This is a genomic window from Anaeromassilibacillus sp. An172 (assembly GCF_002160515.1).
Taxonomy (GTDB): domain Bacteria; phylum Bacillota; class Clostridia; order Oscillospirales; family Acutalibacteraceae; genus Limousia; species Limousia pullorum.
On sequence record NZ_NFKS01000006.1, the window covers coordinates 43,074 to 69,613 of the forward strand.

Annotated in this window: 23 protein-coding genes; 16 read left to right on the forward strand and 7 right to left on the reverse strand. The window is 43.0% G+C overall.

All coding sequences use genetic code 11. From position 1 onward, the window contains the following. Positions 1-35: 35 nt before the first annotated feature. The gene (locus B5F08_RS04330; RefSeq protein ID WP_087376733.1) at positions 36-1,067 is read right to left on the reverse strand and encodes an NAD-dependent epimerase/dehydratase family protein; all 1,032 of its coding nucleotides are present in this window, start codon (positions 1,065-1,067) and stop codon (positions 36-38) included. 157 nt (positions 1,068-1,224) lie between these two features. Here B5F08_RS04330 and B5F08_RS04335 point away from each other — a divergent pair, with 157 nt between their 5' ends. Then, positions 1,225-1,827: a TetR/AcrR family transcriptional regulator gene (locus tag B5F08_RS04335; RefSeq protein ID WP_087376735.1), complete on the forward strand. Its 603-nt coding sequence runs from the start codon at positions 1,225-1,227 to the stop codon at positions 1,825-1,827. A gap of 62 nt (positions 1,828-1,889) precedes the next feature. Here B5F08_RS04335 and B5F08_RS04340 read toward each other — a convergent pair whose 3' ends face one another. Further along, positions 1,890-3,998 carry a glutamine synthetase III family protein gene (locus tag B5F08_RS04340; protein WP_087376737.1) on the reverse strand — a complete coding sequence of 703 codons (2,109 nt, stop codon included), beginning with the start codon at positions 3,996-3,998 and terminating at the stop codon, positions 1,890-1,892. Between the two features lie 381 nt (positions 3,999-4,379). On the opposite strand from B5F08_RS04340, the gene B5F08_RS04345 reads away from it, so the two are divergent. After that, entirely contained in the window at positions 4,380-5,441 is a 1,062-nt protein-coding gene (locus B5F08_RS04345) for a carbamoyl phosphate synthase small subunit (protein WP_087376739.1), read from the forward strand. 56 nt (positions 5,442-5,497) lie between these two features. Continuing rightward, positions 5,498-9,550 (forward strand): carbamoyl-phosphate synthase large subunit, encoded by a 4,053-nt coding sequence (gene carB, locus B5F08_RS04350; protein WP_087376741.1) that lies wholly within the window; start codon positions 5,498-5,500, stop codon positions 9,548-9,550. Positions 9,551-9,703: 153 nt separating this feature from the next. Here the strand turns inward: carB and B5F08_RS04355 are convergent, their stop codons facing one another. From B5F08_RS04355 to B5F08_RS04365, 3 genes are all read right to left on the reverse strand, one after another. Then, positions 9,704-10,396 carry a cytochrome c biogenesis protein CcdA gene (locus B5F08_RS04355; protein ID WP_087376743.1) on the reverse strand — a complete coding sequence of 231 codons (693 nt, stop codon included), beginning with the start codon at positions 10,394-10,396 and terminating at the stop codon, positions 9,704-9,706. Further along, positions 10,393-10,938, reverse strand: coding sequence for a thioredoxin family protein (locus B5F08_RS04360; RefSeq protein WP_087376745.1), 546 nt, complete (start codon positions 10,936-10,938; stop codon positions 10,393-10,395). The genes B5F08_RS04355 and B5F08_RS04360 overlap by 4 nt, the downstream gene beginning before the upstream one ends. An 80-nt stretch (positions 10,939-11,018) precedes the next feature. Beyond that, positions 11,019-11,528, reverse strand: a complete 510-nt coding sequence (locus B5F08_RS04365) for a flavin reductase family protein (RefSeq protein WP_087376747.1) — start codon at positions 11,526-11,528, stop codon at positions 11,019-11,021. Positions 11,529-11,937: 409 nt separating this feature from the next. On the opposite strand from B5F08_RS04365, the gene B5F08_RS04370 reads away from it, so the two are divergent. The 13 genes from B5F08_RS04370 to B5F08_RS04430 all read left to right on the forward strand — a co-directional run bounded on the left by B5F08_RS04370 (position 11,938) and on the right by B5F08_RS04430 (position 25,179). Further along, the gene (locus B5F08_RS04370; protein ID WP_087376749.1) at positions 11,938-13,158 is read left to right on the forward strand and encodes an argininosuccinate synthase; all 1,221 of its coding nucleotides are present in this window, start codon (positions 11,938-11,940) and stop codon (positions 13,156-13,158) included. A 74-nt stretch (positions 13,159-13,232) separates the two neighbouring features. Then, complete coding sequence (gene argH / locus B5F08_RS04375) at positions 13,233-14,603, forward strand: argininosuccinate lyase (protein ID WP_087376751.1); 1,371 nt, start codon at positions 13,233-13,235, stop codon at positions 14,601-14,603. Beyond that, positions 14,600-15,634, forward strand: coding sequence for an N-acetyl-gamma-glutamyl-phosphate reductase (gene argC, locus B5F08_RS04380; RefSeq protein ID WP_087376753.1), 1,035 nt, complete (start codon positions 14,600-14,602; stop codon positions 15,632-15,634). Before argH ends, argC begins: the two co-directional genes overlap by 4 nt. A gap of 12 nt (positions 15,635-15,646) precedes the next feature. Further along, positions 15,647-16,870 (forward strand): bifunctional glutamate N-acetyltransferase/amino-acid acetyltransferase ArgJ, encoded by a 1,224-nt coding sequence (argJ, locus tag B5F08_RS04385; protein ID WP_087376755.1) that lies wholly within the window; start codon positions 15,647-15,649, stop codon positions 16,868-16,870. A gap of 75 nt (positions 16,871-16,945) precedes the next feature. Then, positions 16,946-17,758 (forward strand): acetylglutamate kinase, encoded by an 813-nt coding sequence (gene argB / locus B5F08_RS04390; protein ID WP_442856057.1) that lies wholly within the window; start codon positions 16,946-16,948, stop codon positions 17,756-17,758. A 384-nt stretch (positions 17,759-18,142) separates the two neighbouring features. Then, on the forward strand, positions 18,143-18,568 hold the full coding sequence (locus B5F08_RS04395; protein ID WP_087376759.1) for a GNAT family N-acetyltransferase: 426 nt from the start codon (positions 18,143-18,145) through the stop codon (positions 18,566-18,568). Positions 18,569-18,583: 15 nt separating this feature from the next. After that, positions 18,584-19,762 (forward strand): aspartate aminotransferase family protein, encoded by a 1,179-nt coding sequence (locus tag B5F08_RS04400; RefSeq protein WP_087376761.1) that lies wholly within the window; start codon positions 18,584-18,586, stop codon positions 19,760-19,762. A gap of 2 nt (positions 19,763-19,764) precedes the next feature. Continuing rightward, positions 19,765-20,670 (forward strand): ornithine carbamoyltransferase, encoded by a 906-nt coding sequence (argF, locus tag B5F08_RS04405; RefSeq protein WP_087376763.1) that lies wholly within the window; start codon positions 19,765-19,767, stop codon positions 20,668-20,670. A gap of 749 nt (positions 20,671-21,419) precedes the next feature. Beyond that, positions 21,420-22,331, forward strand: coding sequence for a quinolinate synthase NadA (gene nadA, locus B5F08_RS04410; protein WP_087376765.1), 912 nt, complete (start codon positions 21,420-21,422; stop codon positions 22,329-22,331). Positions 22,332-22,335: 4 nt separating this feature from the next. Continuing rightward, complete coding sequence (gene mnmA, locus B5F08_RS04415; protein WP_087376767.1) at positions 22,336-23,415, forward strand: tRNA 2-thiouridine(34) synthase MnmA; 1,080 nt, start codon at positions 22,336-22,338, stop codon at positions 23,413-23,415. Positions 23,416-23,449: 34 nt separating this feature from the next. After that, complete coding sequence (locus B5F08_RS04420) at positions 23,450-23,998, forward strand: DUF5662 family protein (RefSeq protein WP_087376769.1); 549 nt, start codon at positions 23,450-23,452, stop codon at positions 23,996-23,998. Between the two features lie 160 nt (positions 23,999-24,158). Beyond that, positions 24,159-24,683: a hypothetical protein gene (locus tag B5F08_RS04425; RefSeq protein WP_087376771.1), complete on the forward strand. Its 525-nt coding sequence runs from the start codon at positions 24,159-24,161 to the stop codon at positions 24,681-24,683. 16 nt (positions 24,684-24,699) lie between these two features. Then, positions 24,700-25,179 (forward strand): hypothetical protein, encoded by a 480-nt coding sequence (locus tag B5F08_RS04430; RefSeq protein WP_087376773.1) that lies wholly within the window; start codon positions 24,700-24,702, stop codon positions 25,177-25,179. Between the two features lie 65 nt (positions 25,180-25,244). Here the strand turns inward: B5F08_RS04430 and B5F08_RS04435 are convergent, their stop codons facing one another. Together B5F08_RS04435 and nth are read right to left on the reverse strand one after the other, a co-directional pair. Beyond that, positions 25,245-25,796, reverse strand: a complete 552-nt coding sequence (locus B5F08_RS04435) for a phosphatase PAP2 family protein (protein ID WP_158096216.1) — start codon at positions 25,794-25,796, stop codon at positions 25,245-25,247. Between the two features lie 34 nt (positions 25,797-25,830). After that, positions 25,831-26,466: an endonuclease III gene (gene nth, locus B5F08_RS04440; RefSeq protein WP_087376777.1), complete on the reverse strand. Its 636-nt coding sequence runs from the start codon at positions 26,464-26,466 to the stop codon at positions 25,831-25,833. Positions 26,467-26,540: the final 74 nt, after the last annotated feature.

Here is a 26,540-nt window from a genome sequence, read left to right on the forward strand (position 1 = left end):
AATTAATACATACAAATGGTAAATAAATCTGAATTTTAACAGGAGGACTTTCCTGATTTGTGCTGTAGTTTGCCTCCGGCTAGTACCCCGGCACGTCGGATATAAAAAAGAGTGTCGGCGATGGTGGTTTTTATGTCACGGGGGTGGTAGCCGAGCTCTTTTGTGGCTTTTTCGTGGGAAAATTTGTCGTTGGCGGTGAGGGTGTGCAGGGAGTACTTTGTGTATAAAGGTCTCCTTTTTCTGATTTCTGCGGCTTTTCTCAGAAAAGGCTCTGCCATTTTTGCCATCCACATGGGGAGTACAGGTATTCTTTTGCCGCCGCCTATGGTTTTGGCTAATGCAAGAATGTCCTTAATCTCGTAATGTCTGTTTGAAAGAATGTAACATTCGCCCTGTCTGCCTTTTTCCGCCGCAAGCAGACAGCCTGCCGCAACATCACGGACGTCAACAAAATCATATCCGCCTTTGACACATGCGGGAAGCTTGCCTTTTATATAATCCTTTACAAGCTGTACAAGATGGTTGCCGGAATTGTCGTATGGACCTAAAATTCCGGAGGGATGTACCACAACGGCGTTAAGTCCCTCTTTTGCGGCGTCTAAAACAATCTGGGTTGCCTCGGCTTTTGTCTTTGCGTAGCCGCCGATTACTTCATCCGGTGAAAAATGAGAAATTTCCGTAAGAGTTTCGCTTTTTTCTCCCTCGGGTATGGCATGTACGGAACTTACATATACAAGTCTTTTTACTTTGTATTCTTTGCAGAGGTCTACAATGTTTTTTGTTCCGCCTACGTTTACCTGACGAAGCTTTTCAGATACGTTGTTTTCTATGCTGATAATGCCGGCGGTGTGGATTACGTAAACCTCACTGCCAAATGTGTTTTCAAAAAGGGGACGCAGTGTTTCAGGATTTGTAACGTCACCGAAATAATAGTTGACTCCGGCTAAATATGGATTTTCTCCGGGAAGAATTAAACCTCTGACCTGATTTTTCCTTTTGTCTATAGTTCTGAGAATAGTGTTTCCTAAATGTCCGTTTGCTCCTGTGATAATGTATGTCCTGTTCATAGAAGTCAACTCCTTAACCAAATAATAAACATAGTGTTGATTTAATTCTTCGATTGTATTATAATAGCTTTATTGTAGATTATCAATCATCAGATTTTTCCATGCTGTGAAGATATACGACAGAAAAGCAATATCTGTTGATTTAGGGGGAATTTTCATGAAAACAACAAAAAATGACCACAGAACAAGGGTAACAAAAGCCATGATAAGAAAAGCTTTTACCACGATACTTAGAAATAAGCCTATCCAGAGTATCTCTATAAAGGAGCTTTGCGAGCTTGCTCAAATCAACAGAAGCACTTTTTATTTTCACTATACGGATATTTACGACCTGTTAAATCAGATTGAGGAGGAAATGTTTGAGGGTATAAAAACCGCTTTGGAACCTATTGTTGCTTCCGAAGAGGGAAACCCCAATTACCTTACGGTGACAACAGGTATATTTCAGTGTATCAAGGATAACGCAGATTTATGTATTGTAACTTTGGGCAATTACGGCGACAAGGCTTTTGCAATGAAGCTTATTGACTATGGAAGAACGCTTTGTGTTGAGAATTACGGAAAATTTTATAAGAACGCAACTCCACAGAAGCTGGAATATTACTACACCTTTGTAAGCGCAGGATGTATAGGACTGCTTCAAAAATGGTTTGAAGACGGCTTGGTGATGACCCCGGCGGAAATAGCATCAATGGCGGAAAATCTTATGATGTACGGAATGGGTTTTCTTGAGAATGACAGAAAAACCGAAAATAACTGAAAATAAAAATTCCCCACAGGAAAAATTTATTCCTGTGGGGTTGTTTGTTATGGAGAATAAAATCAAACGCTGGTCATCAGTTCGCCGTAGGATGGGTATGGCCAGTATTCGGCGGAGGTGTTGACCTCCATGTCGTCGCAAACTGTGCGCATATCACGCATAACTGTAAGCACATTGCCGCATACATATTCGGAGAGAGCCTGTATCTGCTTTTCGCTGTGGTTCTTTGTGTGCTTTTCAACCTCTTTAATGTGGAATTCAAGCTGCATAAGCTTGCTGTAACATTCCTCAAGGTCAAAAGAAAGCTTTTCGATGAGCTCTGTTTCAACTGTTGTTGAAATGTTAGGCAAAATCTGCTTCTTTGCAATGGCTGTATCTGCAAGTGACTTGATGTATTTTGTAACTGCCGGAATAATGTCACGCTTAACCATTTCAGTGAGGGTCAAGGCTTCGATGTTAACAACATTTACATAGTTTTCAAGGAGAACCTCGTATCTTGCGTGGGTTTCAGCGGGTGTGTAAATCTTGTGCTTTTCAAAAAGGTCAATGTTTTTCTTGCTGATATAGTAAGGCATTGCCTCAGGCATGGTTCTTAAATTCAAAAGTCCACGTCTTTCAGCTTCCTGAACCCAGTCCTCGGAGTAGTTGTTGCCGTTGAAAACTATTCTGCGGTGCTCTTTGTATGTGCGCTTGATTATATGTCTTACAGCTCTTTCAAAGTCGTCGGCTTTTTCAAGCTCGTCGGCAAACTGTGAAAGTTCTTCGGCAACGATTGTATTTAACATAATATTTGGGCAAGCTATATTTATGGCTGAACCCAACATTCTGAACTCAAATTTGTTTCCGGTAAAGGCAAATGGGGAGGTTCTGTTTCTGTCGGTGGTGTCCTTCTTTATTTCGGGGAGAACATCAACTCCCATTCCCATTTCAATTCTGCCTTTGCTTTCGTATTCCTTGTCACGGAGCATAGCTTCCAAAACTGCTTCCAAATCTCCGCCGATAAACATTGAAACTATTGCGGGAGGAGCTTCATAACCGCCTAAACGGCAGTCGTTTCCGGCACTTGCAACGGATACTCTCAGCAAATCCTGATATTCGTCAACGCCCTTGATTACAGCGGCAAGAAAAAGAAGAAATTGCAGATTCTGTTCCGGATTGCTTGATGGGTTGAAAAGATTTTCACCTGTGTTGGTGGAAAGTGACCAGTTGTTGTGCTTTCCTGAACCGTTGACACCTGCAAATGGCTTTTCGTGGAGCAGGCAAACAAGACCGTGCTTTTCAGCCACCTTCTGCATAATCTCCATGGTGAGCTGGTTGTGGTCGGTGGCAAGGTTTGTGGTGGTGAATACCGGTGCAAGCTCGTGCTGAGCAGGAGCTGCTTCGTTGTGCTTTGTCTTTGAGTAAATGCCGAACTTCCAAAGCTGTTCGTCCAAGTCCTTCATGTATTCGGAAACCCTTGTCTTTATAGAGCCGAAATAGTGGTCCTCAAGCTCCTGACCTTTCGGAGCCTTTGCGCCGATAAGGGTTCTTCCGGTGAAGATAAGGTCACGTCTTTTTTCGTAAACCTTTTTGTCAACAAGGAAATATTCCTGTTCTGCGCCTACGGTGGTGATAACACGTGTTACGTCCTTTTTGCCGAAAAGATGCAGAACTCTTACAGCCTCGTGGCTTATTCTCTCCATTGAGCGGAGCAATGGTGTTTTCTTATCGAGAACCTCTCCTGTGTAGGAGCAGAAAGCTGTAGGAATACAAAGGGAACCGTCCTTGATAAATGCATAGGAGGTTGGGTCCCAGGTGGTGTAGCCTCTTGCCTCAAAGGTAGCTCTTATTCCGCCGTGAGGGAAAGAAGATGCGTCAGGCTCGCCCTTGATAAGAGCTTTTCCTGAAAACTCCATGATAACCTTGCCGCCGTCGGTTGGTGTTATAAAGCTGTCGTGCTTTTCGGCGGTGATACCGGTCATAGGCTGAAACCAGTGGGAATAGTGAGTGCAGCCGTGCTCAATAGCCCAATCCTTCATGGCGTTGGCAACTACGTTTGCAACGGAAATATCCAGTGGCTTGCCGTCCTGAATAGTCTTTTTTAAAGCTTTGTAGGTTTCTTTTGGCAACCTTTGTTTCATTGTTGTGTCGTTGAAAACAAGACTGCCGAAGTATTCGGTTACCGGTGTCATAATCTTCTCTCCGTTCTTTATAATATAGGTTTGTTTAAACTGCAACGGTGTAAAAAAGCAGGGAAAAAGATGTTAAACCCTGCAAGTATATAGAAAAATTATATCTTCATTGTGCATATAAGTCAAGTTTTTTTGACCGGTGATTATTATGTAAGAAATAGTCGAATATCTGCCTGTAATTTTGTTTAATATACTGTAAAGGAAATAATTTACATATGAAATAAAAAAAGATATAATATAATTATGCATAGTACAGTGGGCTGATATAAAAAAATATTACTAATTTTCTTTTACGGAAAAATCAATAGTGAAAAATATATTAAAATATCCAGTTGATGATGTACTGTACGTCAAAAATCTATTTGGAAAGGGAAGAAATCTATGGGTGATAAAGCGTATTTGATTTTGGAAGACGGCACCGTGTTTGAGGGCAAAGCCTTTGGTGCAAAAAAAGAAGCAGTGGGAGAACTTGTTTTTACCACTTCTGTAATCGGTTATATGGAAACACTCACCGACCCTTCTTATTTTGGTCAGGTGGTTTTACAGACATTCCCTTTGGTTGGTAATTATGGTGTTATTCCCTCTGATAAAGAGAGCGGTACACCTGTTTTAAATGCATATGTTGTACGTGATTGGTGCCAGGTTCCTTCAAATTTTCGCAGTGATGGAGAGCTTGACACCTTTTTAAAAACAAACAATATCCCGGGACTCTACGACATTGACACAAGAGCTTTGACAAAGATTATCCGTGAAAAGGGCGTTATGAACTGCAAGCTCTGCTATTCACTTGATAATAAGGAAAAAGACCTTGAAGAGATTAAGGCATATGAAATTAAGGATGCTGTTAAATCCGTAAATCCTCAGGGCGGAGAAATCGACGGCAAGGGCGAAAAGACTGTAGTTGTTTGGAACTTCGGTATGAACCACAGTATTGCAGATTCTCTTGCACAGTGCGGACTTAATGTTAAGGTTGTTCCTGCTGATACAAAGGCAGAGGAAATCGCTTCTATGAATCCTGACGGCGTTGTACTTTCCGACGGTCCGGGCAACCCTGCTGAAAACACAGAGATTATCGAGCAGGTAAAAATTCTTATGGATAAAAACATTCCGGTTATGGGTGTAGGTTTGGGTCACCAGCTTATGGCTCTTGCATGCGGAGCAAAGACAGAAAAGCTTCACTACGGTCACAGAGGCTCAAGCCAGCCGGCAAAATTCAGCAAAAACGGCAGAGTTTACATTACAAGCCAGAACCACGGCTATACTGTAAAGAGCGAAACCTTGCCTGATTACTGCAAGGTTGTATTTACAAACAGCAACGACGGCAGCTGCGAGGGTATCGAGTACGAGGGAAAGAACGCTTTCTCAGTACAGTTCCACCCATCCTATGCCGACAGATGCGGCACAGGATTTGTGTTTGATATGTTTAAGGAAATGGTAGGCTGAACCTAAAGAGCAATACACAGCCCAAGACTAAAATTATGCAAAAGGAATGATGATTTATGCCACTTAGACCAAATATAAAAAGAGTTCTCGTAATCGGTTCAGGTCCTATCGTTATCGGACAGGCTGCCGAGTTTGACTATGCGGGCACACAGGCATGCCGTGCCCTTAAAGAAGAGGGCTTGGAGGTTATCCTTGTAAACTCCAACCCGGCTACAATCATGACAGACAACGCAATGGCAGATAAAATCTATATCGAGCCATTGACACTTGATACAGTTAAGAGAATTATCAGAAAAGAGCGTCCGGACAGTGTTTTGTCAACACTTGGCGGACAGACAGGTCTTACCCTTTCCATGCAGCTTGCAAAAGAGGGATTTTTGGACGAGTACGGCGTTCAGCTTTTGGGCGCAAAGCCTGAAACAATCGACAAGGCAGAGGACAGACAGATGTTTAAAGACACAATGGAGTCCATCAACCAGCCCTGTATCCCATCTGAGGTTGTTCACAGCGTTGACCACGCTTTGGCATTTGCAGAGAAAATCGGCTACCCTGTAATTATCAGACCTGCTTTCACCCTTGGCGGAACAGGCGGCGGTATCGTTAACAACGAGGAAGAGATGAGAGAAATCGCAGGCAACGGTCTTGCACTTTCCCCAATTCATCAGGTTCTCGTTGAGAAATGCGTATCCGGCTGGAAAGAAATCGAGTTCGAGGTTATCAGAGACAGCGCAGGCAACGCAATTACAGTCTGCTCAATGGAAAACTTTGACCCGGTTGGCGTTCACACAGGCGACAGTATTGTTATCGCTCCTGCTGTTACACTTTCCACAAAGGAATATCAGATGCTCAGAACAGCAGCTCTCGACATGGTTGAGGCTTTGGGCGTTGAAGGCGGATGTAACTGCCAGTTCGCCCTTGACCCTGAGAGCATGAAGTATGCGGTTATCGAGGTTAACCCACGTGTATCCCGTTCTTCTGCTTTGGCTTCAAAGGCTACAGGTTACCCAATCGCAAAGGTTGCTGCAAAGATTGCAATCGGCTATACACTTGACGAAATTAAAAACGCAGTTACAGGCACAACATACGCTTGCTTCGAGCCTGCTGTTGACTACGTTGTTGTTAAGTTCCCGAAATGGCCTTTCGACAAGTTTGTTTACGCAAAGCGTCAGCTTGGTACACAGATGAAGGCAACCGGTGAGGTTATGGCTATCGCTCCGTCCTTCGAGCAGGCTATCATGAAGGCTGTAAGAGGTGCAGAGATTTCCCACGACACACTTGACGACAAGAAGTTTGCAAAGCTTTCAGACGCAGAGGTTGAGGAAAGACTCCACGTTTGTGACGACCTGAGAATTTTCTGTGTATACGAGGCAATCAAGAGAGGAATTTCCATTGAGAAAATCCACGAAATCACAATGATTGACGAGTGGTTCCTCAGCAAGTTCGTAAATCTTGCAGAAATCAGCAAGGTTATGAAATCAGGGGAGCTTAACGAAGAGATTTACGAGAAAGCTAAAAATTACGGCTTCCTCGACAAGACAATAAAGCAGTTCACAGGCAAAGAGATTGAAAATCCTCTTGTTCCTGTTTATAAAATGGTTGACACCTGTGCCGCAGAGTTTGCCGCTGAAACACCTTACTTCTACTCAACATTCGATGAGGAGAACGAAGCAGAGGAGTTCATCAAAGAGAAAAACAGCGACAAGCAGACAATCATGGTTCTCGGTTCAGGTCCAATCAGAATCGGTCAGGGTATCGAGTTCGACTACGCTTCAGTTCACTGCGTATGGGCTTTGAAGAAAGCAGGCTACGATGTTGTTATCGTAAACAACAACCCTGAAACAGTTTCCACAGACTTTGACACAGCTGACAGACTTTATTTCGAGCCGCTCACCAACGAGGACGTTATGGGTATCATCAAGACCGAAAACCCAATCGGCGTTGTTGTTGCATTCGGCGGTCAGACAGCTATTAAGCTTACAAAGTTCCTCAACGATAACGGAATCCAGATTCTCGGTACTTCAGCAGACGCTATCGACATGGCTGAGGACAGAGAGCGTTTCGACGAGCTTCTTGAAATGCACCACATCAGACGTCCAAAGGGCTTGACAGTTATGTCAACAGAGGAAGCTTTGAGCGTTGCAGAGAAAATCGGTTATCCGGTACTTTTGAGACCTTCCTACGTTCTCGGCGGTCAGAACATGATTATCGCTTTCAACGAGGCAGACGTTAAGGAATACATGGCAATTATTCTTGCACAGAATATTGAAAACCCTGTGCTTATAGATAAATACCTCAGCGGTACAGAGCTTGAGGTTGACGCAATCTGCGACGGCGAAGACGTGCTTATCCCTGGTATCATGGAACACGTTGAGCGTGCAGGTATCCACTCCGGTGACTCTATTGCAGTATATCCTGCATGGAATATCTCCGATGAAATGACAAAGAAGATTGTTGAAAGTTCAAAGAACCTTGCAATCTCTCTCAATACAAAGGGTCTTGTTAACATCCAGTACCTTATCTATGAAAACGAGCTTTACGTAATCGAGGTTAACCCACGTTCTTCAAGAACAATTCCTTACATCAGTAAGGTTACAGGCGTTCCTATGGTTGAGCTTGCAACAAGAGCAATGCTTGGCGAAAAGCTCAAGGATATGGGTTACGGCACAGGTCTTTACAAGAAGAGCTGCTATGTTGCAGTTAAGGTTCCTGTATTTAGCTTTGAAAAGCTTATAAACGTTGATAACCACTTGGGACCGGAAATGAAGTCAACAGGTGAGGTTCTCGGTATTGCAGGAACACTTGAAGAGGCTCTCTACAAGGGTCTTATCGCAGCCGGTTACAAGATGAACAAGACAGGCGGCGTATTTATCACAGTAAGAGATTCCGACAAGGCTGAAATCGGCGACGTTGCAAGAAAGTATGCTGACCTTGGATTTAAGATTTACGCAACAGAGGGAACAACATCAGTTCTCAAGGATTACGGTATCGACGCAACACCTGTTAAGAAGATTCACGAGTCCGACGAAAATACACTTACACTTATTGAGAGCGGAAAGATTCAGTACGTTATTTCCACATCCTCAAAGGGCAGAATCCCAACAAGAGATTCAGTTAAGATCAGAAGAAAGACAGTTGAAAGAAACATTCCTTGCCTTACTTCAATCGACACTGCAAACGCTTTGGCAGACTGCCTTAAGAGCCGTTATTCTCAGATGAGCACAGAGCTTGTTGATATCAACAACATGAGATCTGAGAGAATGAAGCTCAAGTTCTCCAAGATGGAGGGAACAGGAAACGACTACATCTACTGCAACACATTTGAGCAGTCATGGATTAACAATCCTGAGTGCCTTGCAGTAAGACTTTCCGACAGACATCACGGTATCGGCGGCAGCGGTCTTATCCTCGTTGCACCTTCAAAGGTTGCCGACGCTAAAATGAAGATGTTCAACTCCGACGGCACAGAGGGCAAAATGTGCGGCAACGGTATCCGCTGCGTAGCTAAGTACCTCTATGACAACGGTATCCTTGATATAAACGAGAAATCAGAGCTCACAATCGAAACACTCAGCGGTATTAAGAACCTCAAGGCCTATACACAGGACGGAAAGGTAACACGTTTGAGAGTTGATATGGGCAAGGCAAGCCTCAAGGCTTCTGATATTCCTGTTACAGCAGACAGCGAAACAGTTATCAATAAGCCAGTAGAAATCGACGGCGAAACCTACAACATTACCTGCGTTTCAATGGGCAACCCACACTGCGTGGTTTTTGTAAACAATGTTGACGGCTTCGACGTAGAAACAGTAGGCAAGAAATTTGAACACCACGAGATGTTCCCTGACAGAGTAAACACAGAGTTTGTAAAGGTTATCAACAATAAGACTCTTAAAATGCGTGTTTGGGAGCGTGGCAACGGTGAAACCCTCGCTTGCGGAACAGGCGCATGTGCAGCAGTTGTAGCAGCCTGCGAAAACGGTATCTGCAAGAAGGATGAGGATATCACAGTTAAGCTCACAGGCGGCGAGCTTACAATCAGATACACAGACGACACTGTATATATGACAGGCGACGCACGTCTTGTATTCGAGGGTGAAGTAGAAATCTAATAGTTATTTTGGCAAAATGCTTAAATAAATAATTTATTCTAAAGTCGTTCTAAGCAAAATCAAGGGCAGAACTCAAAAGGTTCTGCCCTTGAATATTTTTTATAAAAAAACATCCTATGGCGCATACCATAGGATGTTTTGTATGTGTAAAATTTAAAAGCCCAGATAAAACATGTAGAAAGCTATCAAAAGCAGAAGCGTTCCCAATACGATGTTTAAAGCTTTGCTGAGCTTTCCGTATTTTTCACTGGCGGATAGCTTCTGTACAAAGCCTACGGAGGTTCCGGCAATGACCGTTAAAGTTCCATGGCCTATGGAGTACAAAAGAAGTAAAAGAGTTCCCCATAAAATACTTCCGCTTCCGGCAACTATAGCCAAAAGTGCCACAAGCACCGGTGTGGAACATGGTGAGGAGAAAACTCCGCCCAGAATTCCCGCCAAAAATGCCCCGATAAAACCACGCTTCTTATTTTTTGAAACTAAGTAGGTGGAGGGGATAAAATTAAAAATTCCGTAGGTTTGAAGTGCAAGCAAAGCCATAAGAACGCCTAAAACAATGTACCACCAGCCTGATGCCGCACCTATCATTCCTCCTAAGGTTGAGGCGATAACGCCTAAAGCCGTGTAGGTTATAGCCATTCCCAAAGCAAAGGTCACCGAAAGTAAAAATGAACGCTTTGTGTCACGCTGTTTTGTTCCTCCCACATATCCCATAACCAATGGTATGGTGGAAAGGGAACAGGGGGTAAAAGAGGTGAGAACTCCAGCAAGCACGGCAATCAAAGGCGCAAGCCAAAAGCTTTCAGTTATAAGTCTTGAAAGGGATTGGAGCCACTGGTCTATCATGGGTTTTCTGCCCCCATTTCCTCAAGTATCATGTAGAGCTGTTCTGCGGAGAGATATCCCTGGTGGGTGGTGAGTGCGTGCTCTCCCGTATCCCTGTGGGTATACATTGTAAACTGTATCTGCGAGGCCAGCTCATCGCTTGGTACAAAAGGATTGCCGTTTTTATCGTAGAGAACCTGAGTGGGCACTACCTGTATAGGAAACTGTCCGGCGATTTCAGGACTTTCCATTGTGTCAATATAATGGACAAATGCCTTGCCCTTCATTGCGTTGTGCACAGCTTCAAGCTCAGGAGCCATAAGCTTGCAGGGCTGACAGTAATCTGCGCCGAAGTCAATAATAACCGGCTTGCCCTGAGAGGTCATTTCATCAATGTTGAGTTCAGTTATTGTAAGGTCTGGACTTTGCTCTATTGTTTGGGCAGAGTCGCTGTTTTTTACAAAGAATATAACTGCCGCTATAAGGATAATCAAAAGAGGTGCGGCTACCTGAATTATTCTTTTTGATTTTTTTGTGTTTGCCTGGACGGGTTTGCTGCTCATCGGTTCATCTCCTTTAAGTGAGTTAGTCAAGACTATTATATTTTACATAAGGAGATGTGTCAACAGATTATGTGACTTAATCACTCTTTTACCAAAACAGAAACAATCTCGCTCATGTACATTTTGTGGTAATCGCCGTTGTACCACTTAGTAACATCTTCTGTCAGTGCGCTTTCCTCATTTAAGAACTGTGCATACATCTTTTTGCAGATGAAGACAACCTTTGCTTCTTTAAAATATACTGCGCCTGTTTCATCGTCAACAACAGGTGTAAGACCTGTTTCCTTTACCTTGTCGTAATCTCTGCCGGATTTTGAACCGCAGAACTTCAATGCGTCCCTGTACTCCTCGTCAAAAAAGCTCTGGGTGTAGTAATCGCCATTTTCAATAAATTCAAATGTGTATCTCTGAGGACGGATGTAGGCTGTAGCCACAGGCTTACCCCACATTATGCCAACGCCGCCCCAGCTTGCGGTCATTGTGTTGAATTTTTCCTTGTCTCCTGCGGTGATAAGCATCCAGTCCTTGCCGATAAGCTTAAAAGGATTTGCGGTAAGTTCTTCTGCTGTTATTTTTTTGAAATCAGACATATTTAATTCCTCCAAAAAATTTATTTTGCGGTAAAAAGAGTTGATTTTTACCTTTTATTCTATGCTGATATTGTACCACAAATTTGAATTTTTTAAAAACACATGGAAGAATATGCACTGTATATGTATAAATAACCGTGTGTATTGCATATAAAAAATTTAAGGAAACAGGCTGTAAATGGTCTTTTGCAGAATGAATACTTTAAAAACCACGGATTTTTCCGTTGTTTTGAATATAAAAACGGAAAAAGTTGAGGCTAATATATGATATTATACAAAATACAGCTATTCTGAATATTTATGCAAAAAACTCTTGATTTTCTGTATAAAAGGTGTATAATAATAGCCATGACAGGAAAACACAGACAAAATAAAAATTGTCTTTTCATAATTTACGGAGGGATTTTCAATGGAAAAGAAAATTAAAAAAGTTGTTCTTGCTTATTCAGGCGGTCTTGATACTTCAATCATTATTCCTTGGCTCAAGGAACATTACGACAACTGTGAGGTTATCGCAGTTTCCGGTAACGTTGGTCAGGGTACAGAGCTTGAGGGTCTTGAGGAAAAGGCTTTGGCTACAGGCGCATCAAAGCTCTATGTTGAGGATTTGAACAAGGAGTTTGTAGAGGACTACATCTGGCCTACACTTAAAGCAGGCGCAGTTTACGAGGGCAAATATCTCCTCGGTACATCCTTTGCACGTCCAATCATCGCAAAGAGAATCGTTGAAATCGCTAAGGCTGAGGGCGCAGACGCTATCTGCCACGGCTGCACAGGTAAGGGTAATGACCAGGTTCGTTTCGAGCTTGCAATCAAGGCTTATGCACCTGACATGACAATCATCGCTCCTTGGAGAACTTGGGAGTTTAAGTCCAGAGAAGAAGAAATCGCATACGCAGAGGCTAAGAAAATTCCTCTTAAGATAAACAGAGAGACAAACTACAGCAAGGATAAGAACCTTTGGCACTTGAGCCACGAGGGTCTCGACCTTGAGGACCCGGCAAACGAGCCTAAGTACAACGAGCCAGGCTTCCTTGAGATGGGCGTTTCCCCAGAGCAGGCTCCTGACAAGCCAACCTATGTTACAATCAGCTTTGAAAAGGGTATTCCTTACGCTATCGACGGCGAGAAGCTGGGCGCTGTAGAAATCGTTGAGAAGCTCAACAAGCTGGGCGGCGAAAACGGAATCGGTATCACAGATATCGTTGAAAACCGTCTTGTTGGTATGAAGGCGAGGGGCGTTTATGAGACTCCAGGCGGCACAATCCTTTATGCTGCACACAGCAAGCTTGAGGAAATCTGCCTTGACAGAGATACACAGCACTACAAAGAGCTTGTTGCAAACCGTTTTGCAGAGCTTGTTTACTACGGTCAGTGGTACACACCTCTCCGTGAGGCTCTCTCCGCTTTCGTTGATTCAACACAGCAGTATGTAACAGGCGATGTAAAGCTTAAGCTCTACAAGGGCAACATCATCGACGCAGGCGTTACAAGCCCGTATTCACTCTATGATGAGGAAATCGCAACCTTTGACGAGGATGAAGTTTACGACCAGAATGACAGCAAGGGCTTTATCAACCTGTTCGGACTTCCAATCAAGGTAAGAGCTCAGAAGGGTCTTATTAAATAATTAACAATTTAAAATTCTATAAAACAAGGGGCAGGGTCACCTGCCCCATAAATTGATTATCGGGGTAATTTATTATGAAGCTTTGGACAGGAAGATTTAAAAAAGAAATATCCAAAACAACTAACGATTTTAACAGCTCCATATCCTTTGACAGCAGAATGTACCGAGAGGATATCGAGGGCAGCATCGCTCACGCAGAAATGCTTGGACAGTGCGGAATTATCACAATGGAAGAGAGCAAGGATATCCAGCAGGGACTTAAAGGAATTTTAGAGGACATAGAAAAAGGCGACCTTAAAATAGATATGGAAGCCGAGGATATACATACATTTATAGAGGGCGAGCTTACCAAAAGACTTGGCGCAAACGGCAAAAGACTTCACACAGCAAGAAGCAGAAACGACCAGGTTGCAGTTGATATAAAGCTTTATCTTAAAAAAGAGGTAAAGGAAATCGAAGAGCTTGTAAAAGGTCTTATCAGAGTAATTGCCAACAAGGCTGAAAAATACAGCGGAACAGTTATGCCGGGCTATACTCATCTTCAGAGAGCACAGCCTATCACTTTCGGCCATCATCTTTTGGCTTACGGTGAAATGCTTCTCCGTGACCTTTCCCGTCTTGAGGACTGCTATAAGAGAATGGACGAAATGCCTTTGGGAAGCTGTGCGCTTGCCGGCACAACCTATCCTATAGACAGAAACATAACCCGTGAGCTTTTGGGCTTTGAAAGAATTACCAACAACTCACTGGACGGAGTTTCCGACAGAGATTTCTGCATGGAGCTTGCCGCTGACCTTTCAATAATCATGGTTCATCTTTCACGTTTCAGCGAAGAGATAATCATGTGGTGCAGCTGGGAATTTAAGTTTGTTGAGCTTGACGACGCTTTCTCCACAGGCTCATCTATAATGCCTCAGAAGAAAAATCCGGACATTGCAGAGCTGGTAAGAGGCAAGAGCGGCAGAGTTTTCGGCGATACAATGACACTTCTCACAGTTATGAAGGGTATAGCTTTGGCATATAACAAGGATATGCAGGAGGATAAAGAGGCTATATTCGACGCAGTTGACACAGTTAAGATGTGCCTTACCGCATTTACCCCAATGCTTGACACAATGAGGGTAATTCCTGAAAATATGAGAAAAGCCGCCGCCGGCGGATTTATCAACGCCACAGACTGCGCAGACTGGCTTGTTAAAAACGGTTTGCCTTTCCGTGACGCTTACAAAGCAACAGGCGAGCTTGTTGCAAGATGTATCGAACTTGGCACAGACCTTGAAAATCTCCCTATGGAGGAATACAAAAAGGTTTGCGACCTGTTCAATGACGAGGTTTACAACGCTATTTCCCTTGAAAGATGCACAGACGACAGAAAAGCATACGGCGGCCCTGCAAGGGAAAACGTAAAATATCAGGCTGAATTGTTAGGAGAAAAGGTAAAATGATAAAGGTTGGAATAATCGGAGCAACAGGCTATGCGGGCGCAGAGCTTGTAAGGCTTCTTATGAATCACCCTCATGCGGAGATTGCGGCTATAAGCTCGGTTTCCTTTGAGGGAAAGAAAATCAGCGACGTGTATCACAGCTACAGATTTTTAAACGACATGGTATGCGAAAACGCCGACGCAGTTGTTGAAAAAAGTCAGGTTATCTTTGCCGCTTTGCCCCACGGACTTTCCCAGGAGCTGGCGGAAAAGTGCTATAATCAGGATAAAATCTTCATCGACTTGGGCGCAGATTTCCGCCTTGAAAGTGAAGAGGAATACAAGCAGTGGTACGGCGGCGAATACATAAACAAAGAGCTTCACAAAGAGGCTGTTTACGGTTTGCCTGAGTTCTTCCGTGATAAGATTAAGGGCAGAAAGGTTATCGCAAACCCTGGCTGTTATACAACCTGCTCACCTTTGGCTTTGGCTCCTGCAATTGCCAACGGACTTATCGAAACAAAGGGAATTATCTGCGACTGCAAAAGCGGCGTAACCGGCGCCGGCAGAGGACTTTCCCAGGGCAATCACTATCCGGAGCTTAACGAGGGCTTCCACCCATACAAGGTTGCAAGCCACCGTCACACACCGGAGATTGAACAGACACTATCAAAGCTTTCCGGCGAGGACGTAAAAATCACTTTTGTTCCTCATCTTCTTCCGGTAAACCGTGGTATTCTTGCCACCTGCTATGCAAGACTTAAAGATGGCGTTACCGAAGAACAGCTTAGAAAGGCTTACGAAGAATTTTACAAGGGCGAATACTTTATCAGACTTCTTCCTGCTGGTCAGGTTGCAGATATTCACGATGTAAAGTATTCAAACTTCTGCGATATATCAATACACACTGATTTCAGAACAGGCACATTTGTTGCAGTTTCCGCCATTGACAACATGGTCAAGGGTGCGGCTGGTCAGGCAATCCAGAACATGAACATTGTCTGCGGTCTTGAGGAAACAGAGGGACTTAAAATCGTTCCTCCTGCATTTTAATGAGGTGACAGTATGAGTTATAAATTTATCGAGGGTTCCGTAACAGCTCCTAAAGGCTTTACCGCCGCCGGAGTGTGCGCTTCCGTAAAGCCCTCCAACAAAACAAAAAGGGACGTTGCCCTTATTTACTGCGAGAAAAAATGTACAGCCGCCGCAGTTTACACAAAGAATCTTGTTAAATCATCAGCAATCCTGGTTACACAAAACCACCTTGCCGACGGTTATGCTCAGGCGGTAATCGTAAACAGCGGAAACGCCAACACCTGCAATGCCGACGGCGTTGAAAAAGCTGAGAAAATGTGCAGTCTTGCCGCCGCCGCTTTGGGCGTTGACAGCAATGACGTTATTGTGGCTTCAACGGGAGTTATCGGACAGGTTCTCCCAATAGAGCCTATAGAAAAAGGCGTTGCCATGATGAAAGGCAACCTTTCAAAAGAGGGCGGCACAGACGCCGCCGAAGCCATTATGACAACCGACACGGTTAAAAAGGAAATGGCAATGGAGATGACCCTCGGCGGAAAAACCGTAACAGTGGGCGGTATTGCCAAGGGCAGCGGCATGATTCACATAAACATGGGAACAATGCTTTCCTTTGTTACAACAGACGCCGCTATTTCCTCCGAAATGCTTTACGAAGCATTGAAAGAGGCTGTAGAGGACAGCTACAACATGGTAAGCGTTGACGGCGACACATCCACCAACGACACACTGGCAATTATGGCTTCCGGACTTGCAGGAAACCCTGAAATCACCGAGAAAAACCAGGATTACAGGGAGTTTGTAGAGGGAATCACAGAAGCATTCAAACAACTTGCCAAGAAGCTTGCCGGCGACGGCGAGGGAGCAACAAAGCTTCTCATCTGCACAGTAACCGGAGCAAAGACAAAGAAAGACGCAGTTATGGTTTCAAAAAGCGTTATCTGCTCAAGTCTTTTAAAGGCGGCTATGTTCGGAGCTGACGCAAACTGGGGCCGTGTGCTTTGCGCAGTTGGTTACAGCGGTGCCGATGTTGACGTTACAAAGGTTGACGTTGACTTTAAATCCGTAAAGGGAGAAATCGCTGTTTGCAGAAACGGCGCAGGAATAGAATTCAGCGAGGAGAAAGCCAAAGAAATTCTCCTTGAAAAAGAGATAGAAATACTTGTAAACGTCGGCGACGGCGAGGGAAAGGCTCAGGCTTACGGCTGTGACCTTACCTATGACTATGTAAAAATCAACGGCGATTACCGCACCTGATTTTTGCAGAGTTTGAGGAAAAAGGGAGGAAAAATTGTGGAAGTATCAAACAGAGCCCAAGTGCTTGTACAGGCTATGCCTTACATCCAGAAATATGCAGGAAAGACTATTGTTGTAAAATACGGCGGAAACGCTATGATAAACGAAGAGCTTAAAAGTGCAGTTATGAGCGACATCGTGCTTTTGCAGCTTGTAGGCGTAAACGTGGTTTTGGTTCACGGCGGCGGCCCTGAAATAAACGCAATGCTTAAAAAGACCGGAAAAGAAAGCAAATTTGTAAACGGAATGAGAGTTACCGACGAGGAAACAATCGACATTGTTCAAATGGTGCTTGCCGGAAAGGTAAACAAGAGCCTTGCAAACCAGCTCAATTTAAGCGGCGGTAAAGCAATAGGACTTTGCGGTCTTGACGGAAATCTTTTGAAAGCAGAGAAGCAAACCAAAAACGGAGACATCGGTTTTGTCGGTGACATAACAGACGTGGACGTTACAGTTATCAACGACGTTATCAACAGCGGATACATTCCGGTTATCGCTACAGTTGCCGGCGGTTCTGAGGGAGAGGTTTACAACATAAACGCAGATATAGCCGCTTCAGCCATTGCCGCAAAGCTCAACGCTCAAAAGCTCATTCTTATGACCGACGTAAGAGGCTTGCTCCGTGACAAGGATGACGAGGACACACTTATTTCCGTTGTAAATGTCAGCGAAGTTCCACGTCTTAAAAATGAGGGCATCATAAGCGGCGGAATGATTCCTAAAATCGACTGCTGTGTTGAGGCTGTACGTCAGGGCGTAGACCGTGCTCACATTCTGGACGGCAGAATCCCTCACTCAATCCTCATAGAACTCTTCAGCGACGAAGGTATCGGCACAATGTTTTTTTAATTTTTATTTCCGGCGTGTAGAGGTTTCATATTATCTTAAAGTTCTGCACACGCCGGGCGAGACGTTCTCCTTAGTTATTGGAATGGCTCGCTCGCATAAAGAATGGATATGGAAATATTTCTTGTAAAAAAATATGTGATTTATAAAAAGTGAAATGAGAGCGAACCATTCTAAAATTCAAAGAGAAGGTCTCGCCCGACCTGAAATGAAGTTTATTTCTAAAAATAACCCTTGCAGGTCGGAGATAAAAAATTTAAAAATAAAGTTAGCTGAGAGCGAACCATTCTAAAAAATTAAACAGAAGGTTTCGCCCGCCGTGTGAACAACTTAAAGGTTAGCTGGAAGTTATGCACGGCGGAAATAAAAAAGGCGGATATAAAAAATATGATAAGAGAGATGAATATTGGCGACTATGAGGGTATGTATGAGATGTGGCAGATAACCACAAAACGTGCCTTGTCTGAGTCGGACAGTAAAGAAAACATTCAGAAATATCTTGAAAGAAATAAAGGCTGCAGTTTTGTGGCTGAGGAAAAGGGCAAAATTGTGGGTACAGTGCTTGCTGGTCACGACGGCAGAAGAGGATTTATATATCACATGGCGGTTCATCCCGACTATCGAAGAAGAAAAATCGCCCATCAAATGGCGGAAAAGGCCTTGAATGCTTTGAAAGAACAGGGAATATATAAAACTCACATTTTTTGTTACGAAAATAATAATATGGGTCAGGGCTTCTGGAAAGATTTTGGCTTTAAAAAGCGTGACGATATCTACGTTTTCGCCTATAGAACAGACGGAAAAACTGACTGAAAAGAAGGTATAAAGATGAATACGGAACAGATTAAAAATCTGGACAACGAAAATATTATGCACACCTACGGCAGATATAATGTGGCTTTGAATAAGGGCCAGGGCGCAACTGTTACCGATGTTGAGGGTAAAGAGTATATAGATACAGCTTCCGGTATCGGCGTAAACTCTGTAGGTTACTGCAATGACGGCTGGATAAACGCAGTTACCGACCAGCTTCATAAGCTTCAGCACGGCTCAAACTACTATTACAACGAGGTTGTTTCAACTCTTGCAGAGAAGCTTTGCAGTGTTACACCTTTTAATAAGGTGTTTTTCGGAAACAGCGGAGCGGAAGCCAACGAGTGTGCAATAAAGCTTGCAAGAAAATACAGCTTTGATAAATACGGCAAGGAAAGAACAACTATTATCACACTTAAAAATTCTTTCCACGGAAGAACAATAACCACCCTTTCCGCAACAGGTCAGGACGTATTCCATAACTACTTTTTCCCGTTTACACCGGGATTTAAGTACGCCGAAGCCAATAACTTTGAGGATATGCTCTCTAATGTGGATGACACAGTCTGCGCAATTATGATAGAGCTTATTCAGGGCGAGGGCGGCGTAAATATTCTTGAAAAGGATTATGTTCAGAAGCTGAGAAAGCTCTGTGACGAAAAGGATATTGTTTTGATAGTTGACGAGGTTCAGACCGGAGCAGGAAGAACAGGAAAGCTTTACTGCTTTGAAAATTACGATATAGTTCCCGATGTCTGCACTTCCGCAAAGGGTATCGGCGGCGGACTTCCAATAGGAATTTGCATGTGTACAGAAAAATACGCAAATGTTATGACACCGTCCACCCACGGAACAACCTACGGCGGAAACCCTGTCTGCTGCGCAGGCGCATTGTATGTGCTTAATGAGATTTCCGACGAGAACTTCCTCAAAGAGGTAAGGGAAAAGGGCGAATATTTTGAAAATAAATTAAGAACCGTTAAGGGTGTAAAGGACGTACGCCGTATGGGTCTTATGATAGGTATTGAGCTTGAAAAGGACAATGCCGGCGAGATTGCAAAAAAATGTCTGGAAAACGGACTTCTTATAATCACCGCTAAAACTCTGCTTCGTATGCTTCCTCCTTTGGTTATCACATATGAAGAGATAGACAAGGCGGTTTCAATTCTTGAAAAAACAATTACGGAGGAATAAAAATGAAACACTTTTTAAAGCTTTTGGATTGCACAACAGAAGAAATTGTAGGAATGCTGAACCTTGCTGACCAGCTTAAATACGAGCTTAAGCACGGAATTCCACACAGACACCTTGAGGGAAAATCATTGGGTATGATTTTTGAAAAGGCAAGCACAAGAACAAGAGTATCCTTTGAAGTTGGTATGTACCAGCTTGGCGGACATCCTTTGTTCCTTTCCTCAAAGGATTTGCAGATTGGCAGAGGCGAGCCTGTTCAGGACACAGCAAGAGTTCTTTCCCGTTTCCTTGACGGTATTATGATTAGAACTTTCGAGCAGGCAGAGGTTGAGGCTTTGGCTGAGTACGGTTCAATCCCGGTAATCAATGGGCTTACAGACTTCTGTCACCCATGCCAGATTATGGCTGACCTTATGACAATCAGAGAGTTCAAGGGCAAGCTTGAGGGACTGAAAATGTGCTTCATCGGCGACGGCAACAACATGATGAACTCCCTTATCGTAGGCGCACTTAAAACAGGAATGTCAATAGACGTTGCCTGCCCGGAGGGCTATGAGCCGCCAAAGGAGATTTTGGACTTTGCAGCAGAGTACGGCGACCTGTTCCATATGTACAGAAATCCAATGGACGCCGCAAAGGATGCAGACGTTGTAATCACAGACGTATGGGCATCAATGGGTCAGGAAGAGGAAGCAAAGAAGAGAGCTTTGGCATTTGAGGGCTATCAGATAAACAAAGACCTTATGGCAGCAGCTAAGAGCGACGCAATGGTTCTCCACTGCCTGCCTGCACACCGTGGCGAGGAAATCACAGCCGACGTATTCGAAGAGCACGCAGCAGAAATCTTCGAAGAAGCAGAAAACCGTCTCCACGCCCAAAAAGCAGTTTTAGTAACCCTCATGAAATAATTTTTATATCCGACCTGCAAGGGAGGATATAAAAATTAACTTCCGTTTCAGGTCGGGCGAGACTTTTTGTTAAGCGACGTAGAATTGCTCGCTCACTTTTGGGTTAATTTTTTATTTCCGCCTTGCAAAGGGTTTGGCTTAAAAATAAAGTTAGTTTCAAGGCGGGCGAGACGTTATGTTAAACGACTTAGAATGGCTTGCTCATAATTGGGTTAATTTTTAAATAATAAAACAACAACCGTGGTTCTTTGAATTTTGAACCACGGTTGTTTTTGTGTGTAATCTTCTTCAATATTCAATACGTAGAACCGGATATAAAATCTACCTCTGCAATAATAATTCTATATAAGAAAAAAGAAATGTAAAACAAAGTCAACTGAGAGCGAACCACTCCAAAGACTAAAGAAAACGCCTCGCCCGACCTGTAACGATGTTAATTTCCTAAACTAACCTTTGCAGGTCGGAAATAAAATAAAGGTCTCGCCCGACGTGAAACGACGTTAATTTTCAAAACCAACCACATGCATATAAATATTAAAAAACCAAACCTAAATGAGAGCGAACCACTCTAAAGACTAAACAGAAGGTTTCGTCCGCCGTGTGCTGTCGTTAATTTACAGCGAAAACCTTGGCACGGCGGTAACAAAAGACTTGACTTTTGGGGTGGGGGTGGGATAGAATTATTGTGTATGAGGTTGTAAAAATTGTTGAGAAACAATGATTAACGATAAGTTAAGGAGGAAATCGGGATGATTAGAGATATACAGGAAGAAATTTTGAGACTTAAAAAGGAAAAGGACGTCTGTATTCTTGCTCATAGCTATCAGACCTGTGATATTTTAGAAATAGCTGACTTTGTGGGCGACAGCTTTGCCCTCAGTAAGCTTGCTAAAACTGCACCTAATAAAACCGTGCTTATGTGCGGCGTTAGATTTATGGCGGAAACCTGCAAACTGCTTTCACCGGAGAAAAAGGTTATTCTTTCAAGCCCACACGCCGGATGCCCTATGGCTGAACAGTTTGAGCCGGAGGATATAGAGAAGTTTAAGGCTGAAAATCCGGGAAGCGCAGTTGTGGCATATATAAATACAACAGCTAAGCTTAAAACAAAGTGCGACGTGTGCGTTACTTCCGCTTCCGCTTTGAGCATTGTGGGTAAGCTTGAGGAAAAGGATATTCTCTTTATTCCCGACCCGAATCTTGGAAATTATGTTGCTAAGAATTTTCCTGAGAAGAATATTAAGGTTATAAACGGCGGATGCCCTATACACGGAGCAATTAAGGTTGATGAGGTAAAGGCTGTAAAAGAGGAGCATCCGGACGCTTTGTTTTTGGTGCATCCTGAGTGCGTTCCTGAGGTTGTGGAGCTTGCGGACTATGTCGGTTCAACATCGGGAATTATGAAATATGCAAAGGAAAGTCAGCATAAAGAATTTATTATAGGAACAGAAATTTCTATCACAGCACAGCTTCAGATGGCTTGCCCTGATAAGAAGTTCTATTCACTCAGCAAAGACCTTATATGTCCTGACATGAAAGCCACTACTTTGGTTGATGTTCTCAACTGCCTGAAAGGCGAGGGCGGCGAAGAAATTGTCATGGACGAAGAAACAATAAAAGCGGCTGTAAAGCCAATAGAAAAAATGTTGGAGCTTGGTTAAAAATATGAAAAAAATTATAACTGCAATGAGCGGCGGCGTGGATAGCTCTGCCGCAGCACTTATCCTGCAAAATGAGGGTTACACGGTGGCGGGGGGAACTTTGCGCCTTTTTGACAGACCGGAAAGCGGTCAGTGCGGAAAAAAATGCGGCTCTTTAAAGGATATCAGCGACGCAAAAAGCGTTTGTGAAAAGCTGGGCATAGAACACTATGTCTTTGATTACAGGGATAATTTTAAAAAGGAAGTTATCGACCGTTTCTGCGACGGTTATATTAAGGGTGAAACCCCGAACCCCTGCCTTGAGTGCAATAGGTATATCAAGTTTAAAGGCATGATTGAGCAGGGAGAAAAGCTGGGCTTTGAGGGAACGGCGACAGGACACTATGTGCGCCGTGAATACGACCAAGGCTCGGGAAGATATCTTTTGAGAAAGGCGTCTGATGTGACTAAAGACCAGACATATGTGCTTTACTCACTTTCTCAGGAGATTTTAAGCAGGACACTTTTCCCCCTTGGCGACTTGAGCAAGGTTGAGATAAGAAAATTGGCAGAGGATTACGGTCTTGTAAACGCAAAAAAGGCGGAAAGCCAGGATATCTGCTTTGTGCCGGACGGAGATTACGCCTCTTTTCTCAAAAGGGAAACAGGATATGTGCCGAAGCTCGGTGACTTTGTGCTGGAGGATGGAACCTTTGTGGCGAAAAACAAGGGAATTATCCATTACACAATAGGACAGAGAAAGGGCTTGGGCATAGCATGGGAGCATCCTCTCTATGTTATAAGTAAAAATCCCCAGAATAACTGCGTTGTGCTGGGAAAAAATGAAGACCTTTTCAGCAAGCGTCTTGAGGCATACGATGTGAATTTCATAGCTATAAATGAGCTTAAATCACCTATGAGGGTTGTGGCGAAAACAAGATACAGCCAGAAAGAGGCGCAGGCGGTGGTTTATCCGCTGGAAAAGGATAGAGTGATTGTGGAGTTTTCTGAGCCTCAGAGAGCGGTAACTCCAGGTCAGGCGGTAGTATTTTATAAAGACGACTACCTTGTGGGCGGAGGAAAAATTCTGTCCGCTAAAGAATAATATTGTGGGTTAAATTTCGGAGGTAATGTAAAAAATGAAAAAAGCGTGGGGTCATTTTAGAACCATAACAAAGCACAGACATAAGGTTATTGCAAATTGTTTCAGAGCGGGAATATTTTGGCAGGGATTGAGACACGACCTTTCAAAGTATTCGCCAACGGAGTTCATACCCGGCGCAAAGTATTACCAAGGGGGAAAGAGAAGCCCCAACGAAAGTGAAAGAGAAACCTACGGTTATTCAAGGGCTTGGCTTCATCATAAGGGAAGAAACCGTCACCATTTTGAATTTTGGACCGACTACAATCCAAAGACAAAAAAGCTTGAGGCGGTGAAGATGCCAAAAAGGTTTGTGGTTGAGATGTTCTGCGACAGAGTTGCCGCAAGCAAAATCTATATGAAAGAAAACTACAACGACGCAAGCCCCCTGGGATATTTTGAGAAGTCAAAGAAAACCAGATTTATCAATCAAGAAACCTCCGACGAAATTGAATTTCTGCTGACAAAGCTTTCAAAGGACGGAGAAAAGGCAACATTTGCCTATATTAAGGACTTGATAAAAAATGATAAACCTATAATACAATAAAATATTAGCAATAATAGACAAATAATCCGTCATAAGTTTTACGGATTGTTTGTCTTTATTTTTATGTAAAATGTTGACTTTACCTTAAAAAATGGTATTATTGTATTAAAGAATTGTGCGAAAAATTTTATATTTAAAAATATATAAAGGAGGTTGTCCTATGAAAAAAAGAACTTGTTTGCTGTTTATGACAATGTGTTTAATTGTTATGGCTCTGTTGAGCGGATGTGGTAACAACGATAAGAGAGAGATTTACAAGGAGCTTAATATAGAGCAGGCGGAGAAAACATATATGCATTATGCTCCGACAATTAAAGAGGATGTAAAGTCGGTGACAGATGCGGATGTGCTGGAAATGTGCGTTGTTGACCAGGAGGAAACAGACCGCTTCAATGAAAATTTCACCGACGGAAAGACGAAGGCAGAAATATATAATCCGACAGACGAAATGTTTAAATATCTGCCGGATAATACTGAAAGCTGTTATATTGAAAAATGGATTAAGGAAGACGAATCGGAAAATTATGTGTATTTGGAATACATTGACGACCAGCAGATACAGGTGGGCGTTACATATAACAGTCAGGGAATGAGGGATATCTATATTTATTTCAGAAATGAAAGCAAGTATGTTTCAATATCCGATGAATTGGCATATGAGGTTTTGAATTTTGGTGGGAAATAAAACGGGAGGTGGCTTTATGAAGAAAAAAGTTTTCTTTTCGGTTTTTCTTGTTGTGGCAATTATAATCACTGTTATAGGAACAGCGTCATGCGGTTCGGGAAAAACGGTAAATCTTATGGAGGAATATCCTCAGCTTAAAGGTGCCCACGTTATAATAATAACTCTTGAAATTGCCGGAGAATACTCTCCATATAGCTTTGAGGACTTGCACAGCGATAAGATAATGGAACTTACGGAAAAAACAGTATTCAATACAAGGAATATGGATAAATCTTCTCCGACACCCGGATTTGACATAACCTTTGAAACAGAAGACAAAAATCATTATAAACTTTCTGTGGGAGAGAGTGGTAAAGTGGTTTTCTATGACTATTCCGCATTGTTTAAAGATAAAGAAGATGAATTTACGGTGTTTTTGGAGGATAAATCCGGAGAACTTTACAAATACCTTTACAGCTGTTTGCCTGATGAAATTGTTAATCGATATTTTTTCTGATAAGATTATTGTAAAAAAAGACGGTTCTTCAAAATTGGAGAACCGTCTTAATTTTATAAAAGTTATTAAAATCTGAACCATCCGTAATTTATCACGAGATTTACCATTATTCCAACAGAGGCGCAGCCGCAGATAAATCCTAAAAGTGCGCCTGCCAAAACGTCTGTGAGGAAATGAACTCGCAGATACAGTCTTGAAAAGCCTATAAGCAGAGCTAAAATGAGAATTGGAACCCAGATTATGGGCTGACATCTTAAAAATACAACTCCCACAACACAGAATGAAGCGGCTGTGTGTCCCGATGGGAAAGAGTAATATTTCGGTCGGTCGATTATAAGCTCTTCGTCGTCCAGTTTGTGACATGGTCGTGAGCGGCAGACTATTCTTTTTAATGTGAACTCTCCCAAAAGATGGGTTATAGCAAGTCCGATTACCAGGTTTACTCCCACGGAACGGTAGGTCTTTGTTATCATCATAATAATGGCTATTGCAAACCAGACTGTACCGAAAGTACCCAGGGAAGTTATTACAATCATTATTTTATTGAGTATAGGCCTGTTTATGGTCTTTATTTTGTCGAGGACTTTGTCGTCTATTTTTTGGATTTTATCTATCAATTCAATCACCGCCGATTTAATAACAAACAGTAAATCATATATTCTTGGGACAAAAATCATTCATACAGCAGATTTCGCATTTAGGTTTTCTTGCATCGCAGACTGCTCTTCCGTGAAGCACCAGTCTGTGGCAAAAATCGTTGCTTTCCTCCGGAGGAAGAAGGTCACGAAGCATAAATTCAATTTTCTTTGGGTCTTTAATATTGTGTATACCCAGTCGGTGGGTAAGCCTGATACAATGGGTGTCAACCACAACCGCAGGCTTTCCGAAAATATCGCCTACAATAAGGTTTGCGGTTTTTCTGCCTATGCCCGGAAGCTTTGTAAGCTCTTCGATTGTGTCCGGCACAACACAGTTGTAGTTGTCACGCAGACACTGAGCCATAAGCACAATATCCCTTGCTTTGGTTTTGTAAAGTCCGCAGCTTTTTATATATTCCTCTACTTCGGAAACATCGGCATCGGCAAAATCTTCGGCGGTTTTAAACCTTTCAAAGAGAGCCGGAGTAACCATGTTTACACGGTTATCGGTACATTGAGCCGCAAGACGTGTTGCAATCAAAAGCTGTAGTGGGTCTGTGTAGGTCAGAGAACAAATAGCGTCCGGATATTCCTTTTTCAATGCTTCTACAGCTTTCAGCATAATTTCCTTTTTTTCTTCCTGCGTCATCAAATCACCTCTAAAGCTATTCTAACACATAAGAAAACTAATAGCAACCGGAAATTAAACTAAGTTAAAGCATA

Excerpts from the sequence above, each read along its gene's own strand:
- B5F08_RS04330 (WP_087376733.1), bottom strand. The coding sequence starts at position 1,067 with ATGAACAGGACATACATTATCACAGGAGCAAACGGACATTTAGGAAAC.
- B5F08_RS04335 (WP_087376735.1), top strand. The coding sequence starts at position 1,225 with ATGAAAACAACAAAAAATGACCACAGAACAAGGGTAACAAAAGCCATG.
- B5F08_RS04340 (WP_087376737.1), bottom strand. The coding sequence starts at position 3,998 with ATGACACCGGTAACCGAATACTTCGGCAGTCTTGTTTTCAACGACACA.
- B5F08_RS04345 (WP_087376739.1), top strand. The coding sequence starts at position 4,380 with ATGGGTGATAAAGCGTATTTGATTTTGGAAGACGGCACCGTGTTTGAG.
- carB (WP_087376741.1), top strand. The coding sequence starts at position 5,498 with ATGCCACTTAGACCAAATATAAAAAGAGTTCTCGTAATCGGTTCAGGT.
- B5F08_RS04355 (WP_087376743.1), bottom strand. The coding sequence starts at position 10,396 with ATGATAGACCAGTGGCTCCAATCCCTTTCAAGACTTATAACTGAAAGC.
- B5F08_RS04360 (WP_087376745.1), bottom strand. The coding sequence starts at position 10,938 with ATGAGCAGCAAACCCGTCCAGGCAAACACAAAAAAATCAAAAAGAATA.
- B5F08_RS04365 (WP_087376747.1), bottom strand. The coding sequence starts at position 11,528 with ATGTCTGATTTCAAAAAAATAACAGCAGAAGAACTTACCGCAAATCCT.
- B5F08_RS04370 (WP_087376749.1), top strand. The coding sequence starts at position 11,938 with ATGGAAAAGAAAATTAAAAAAGTTGTTCTTGCTTATTCAGGCGGTCTT.
- argH (WP_087376751.1), top strand. The coding sequence starts at position 13,233 with ATGAAGCTTTGGACAGGAAGATTTAAAAAAGAAATATCCAAAACAACT.
- argC (WP_087376753.1), top strand. The coding sequence starts at position 14,600 with ATGATAAAGGTTGGAATAATCGGAGCAACAGGCTATGCGGGCGCAGAG.
- argJ (WP_087376755.1), top strand. The coding sequence starts at position 15,647 with ATGAGTTATAAATTTATCGAGGGTTCCGTAACAGCTCCTAAAGGCTTT.
- argB (WP_442856057.1), top strand. The coding sequence starts at position 16,946 with ATGCCTTACATCCAGAAATATGCAGGAAAGACTATTGTTGTAAAATAC.
- B5F08_RS04395 (WP_087376759.1), top strand. The coding sequence starts at position 18,143 with ATGATAAGAGAGATGAATATTGGCGACTATGAGGGTATGTATGAGATG.
- B5F08_RS04400 (WP_087376761.1), top strand. The coding sequence starts at position 18,584 with ATGAATACGGAACAGATTAAAAATCTGGACAACGAAAATATTATGCAC.
- argF (WP_087376763.1), top strand. The coding sequence starts at position 19,765 with ATGAAACACTTTTTAAAGCTTTTGGATTGCACAACAGAAGAAATTGTA.
- nadA (WP_087376765.1), top strand. The coding sequence starts at position 21,420 with ATGATTAGAGATATACAGGAAGAAATTTTGAGACTTAAAAAGGAAAAG.
- mnmA (WP_087376767.1), top strand. The coding sequence starts at position 22,336 with ATGAAAAAAATTATAACTGCAATGAGCGGCGGCGTGGATAGCTCTGCC.
- B5F08_RS04420 (WP_087376769.1), top strand. The coding sequence starts at position 23,450 with ATGAAAAAAGCGTGGGGTCATTTTAGAACCATAACAAAGCACAGACAT.
- B5F08_RS04425 (WP_087376771.1), top strand. The coding sequence starts at position 24,159 with ATGAAAAAAAGAACTTGTTTGCTGTTTATGACAATGTGTTTAATTGTT.
- B5F08_RS04430 (WP_087376773.1), top strand. The coding sequence starts at position 24,700 with ATGAAGAAAAAAGTTTTCTTTTCGGTTTTTCTTGTTGTGGCAATTATA.
- nth (WP_087376777.1), bottom strand. The coding sequence starts at position 26,466 with ATGACGCAGGAAGAAAAAAAGGAAATTATGCTGAAAGCTGTAGAAGCA.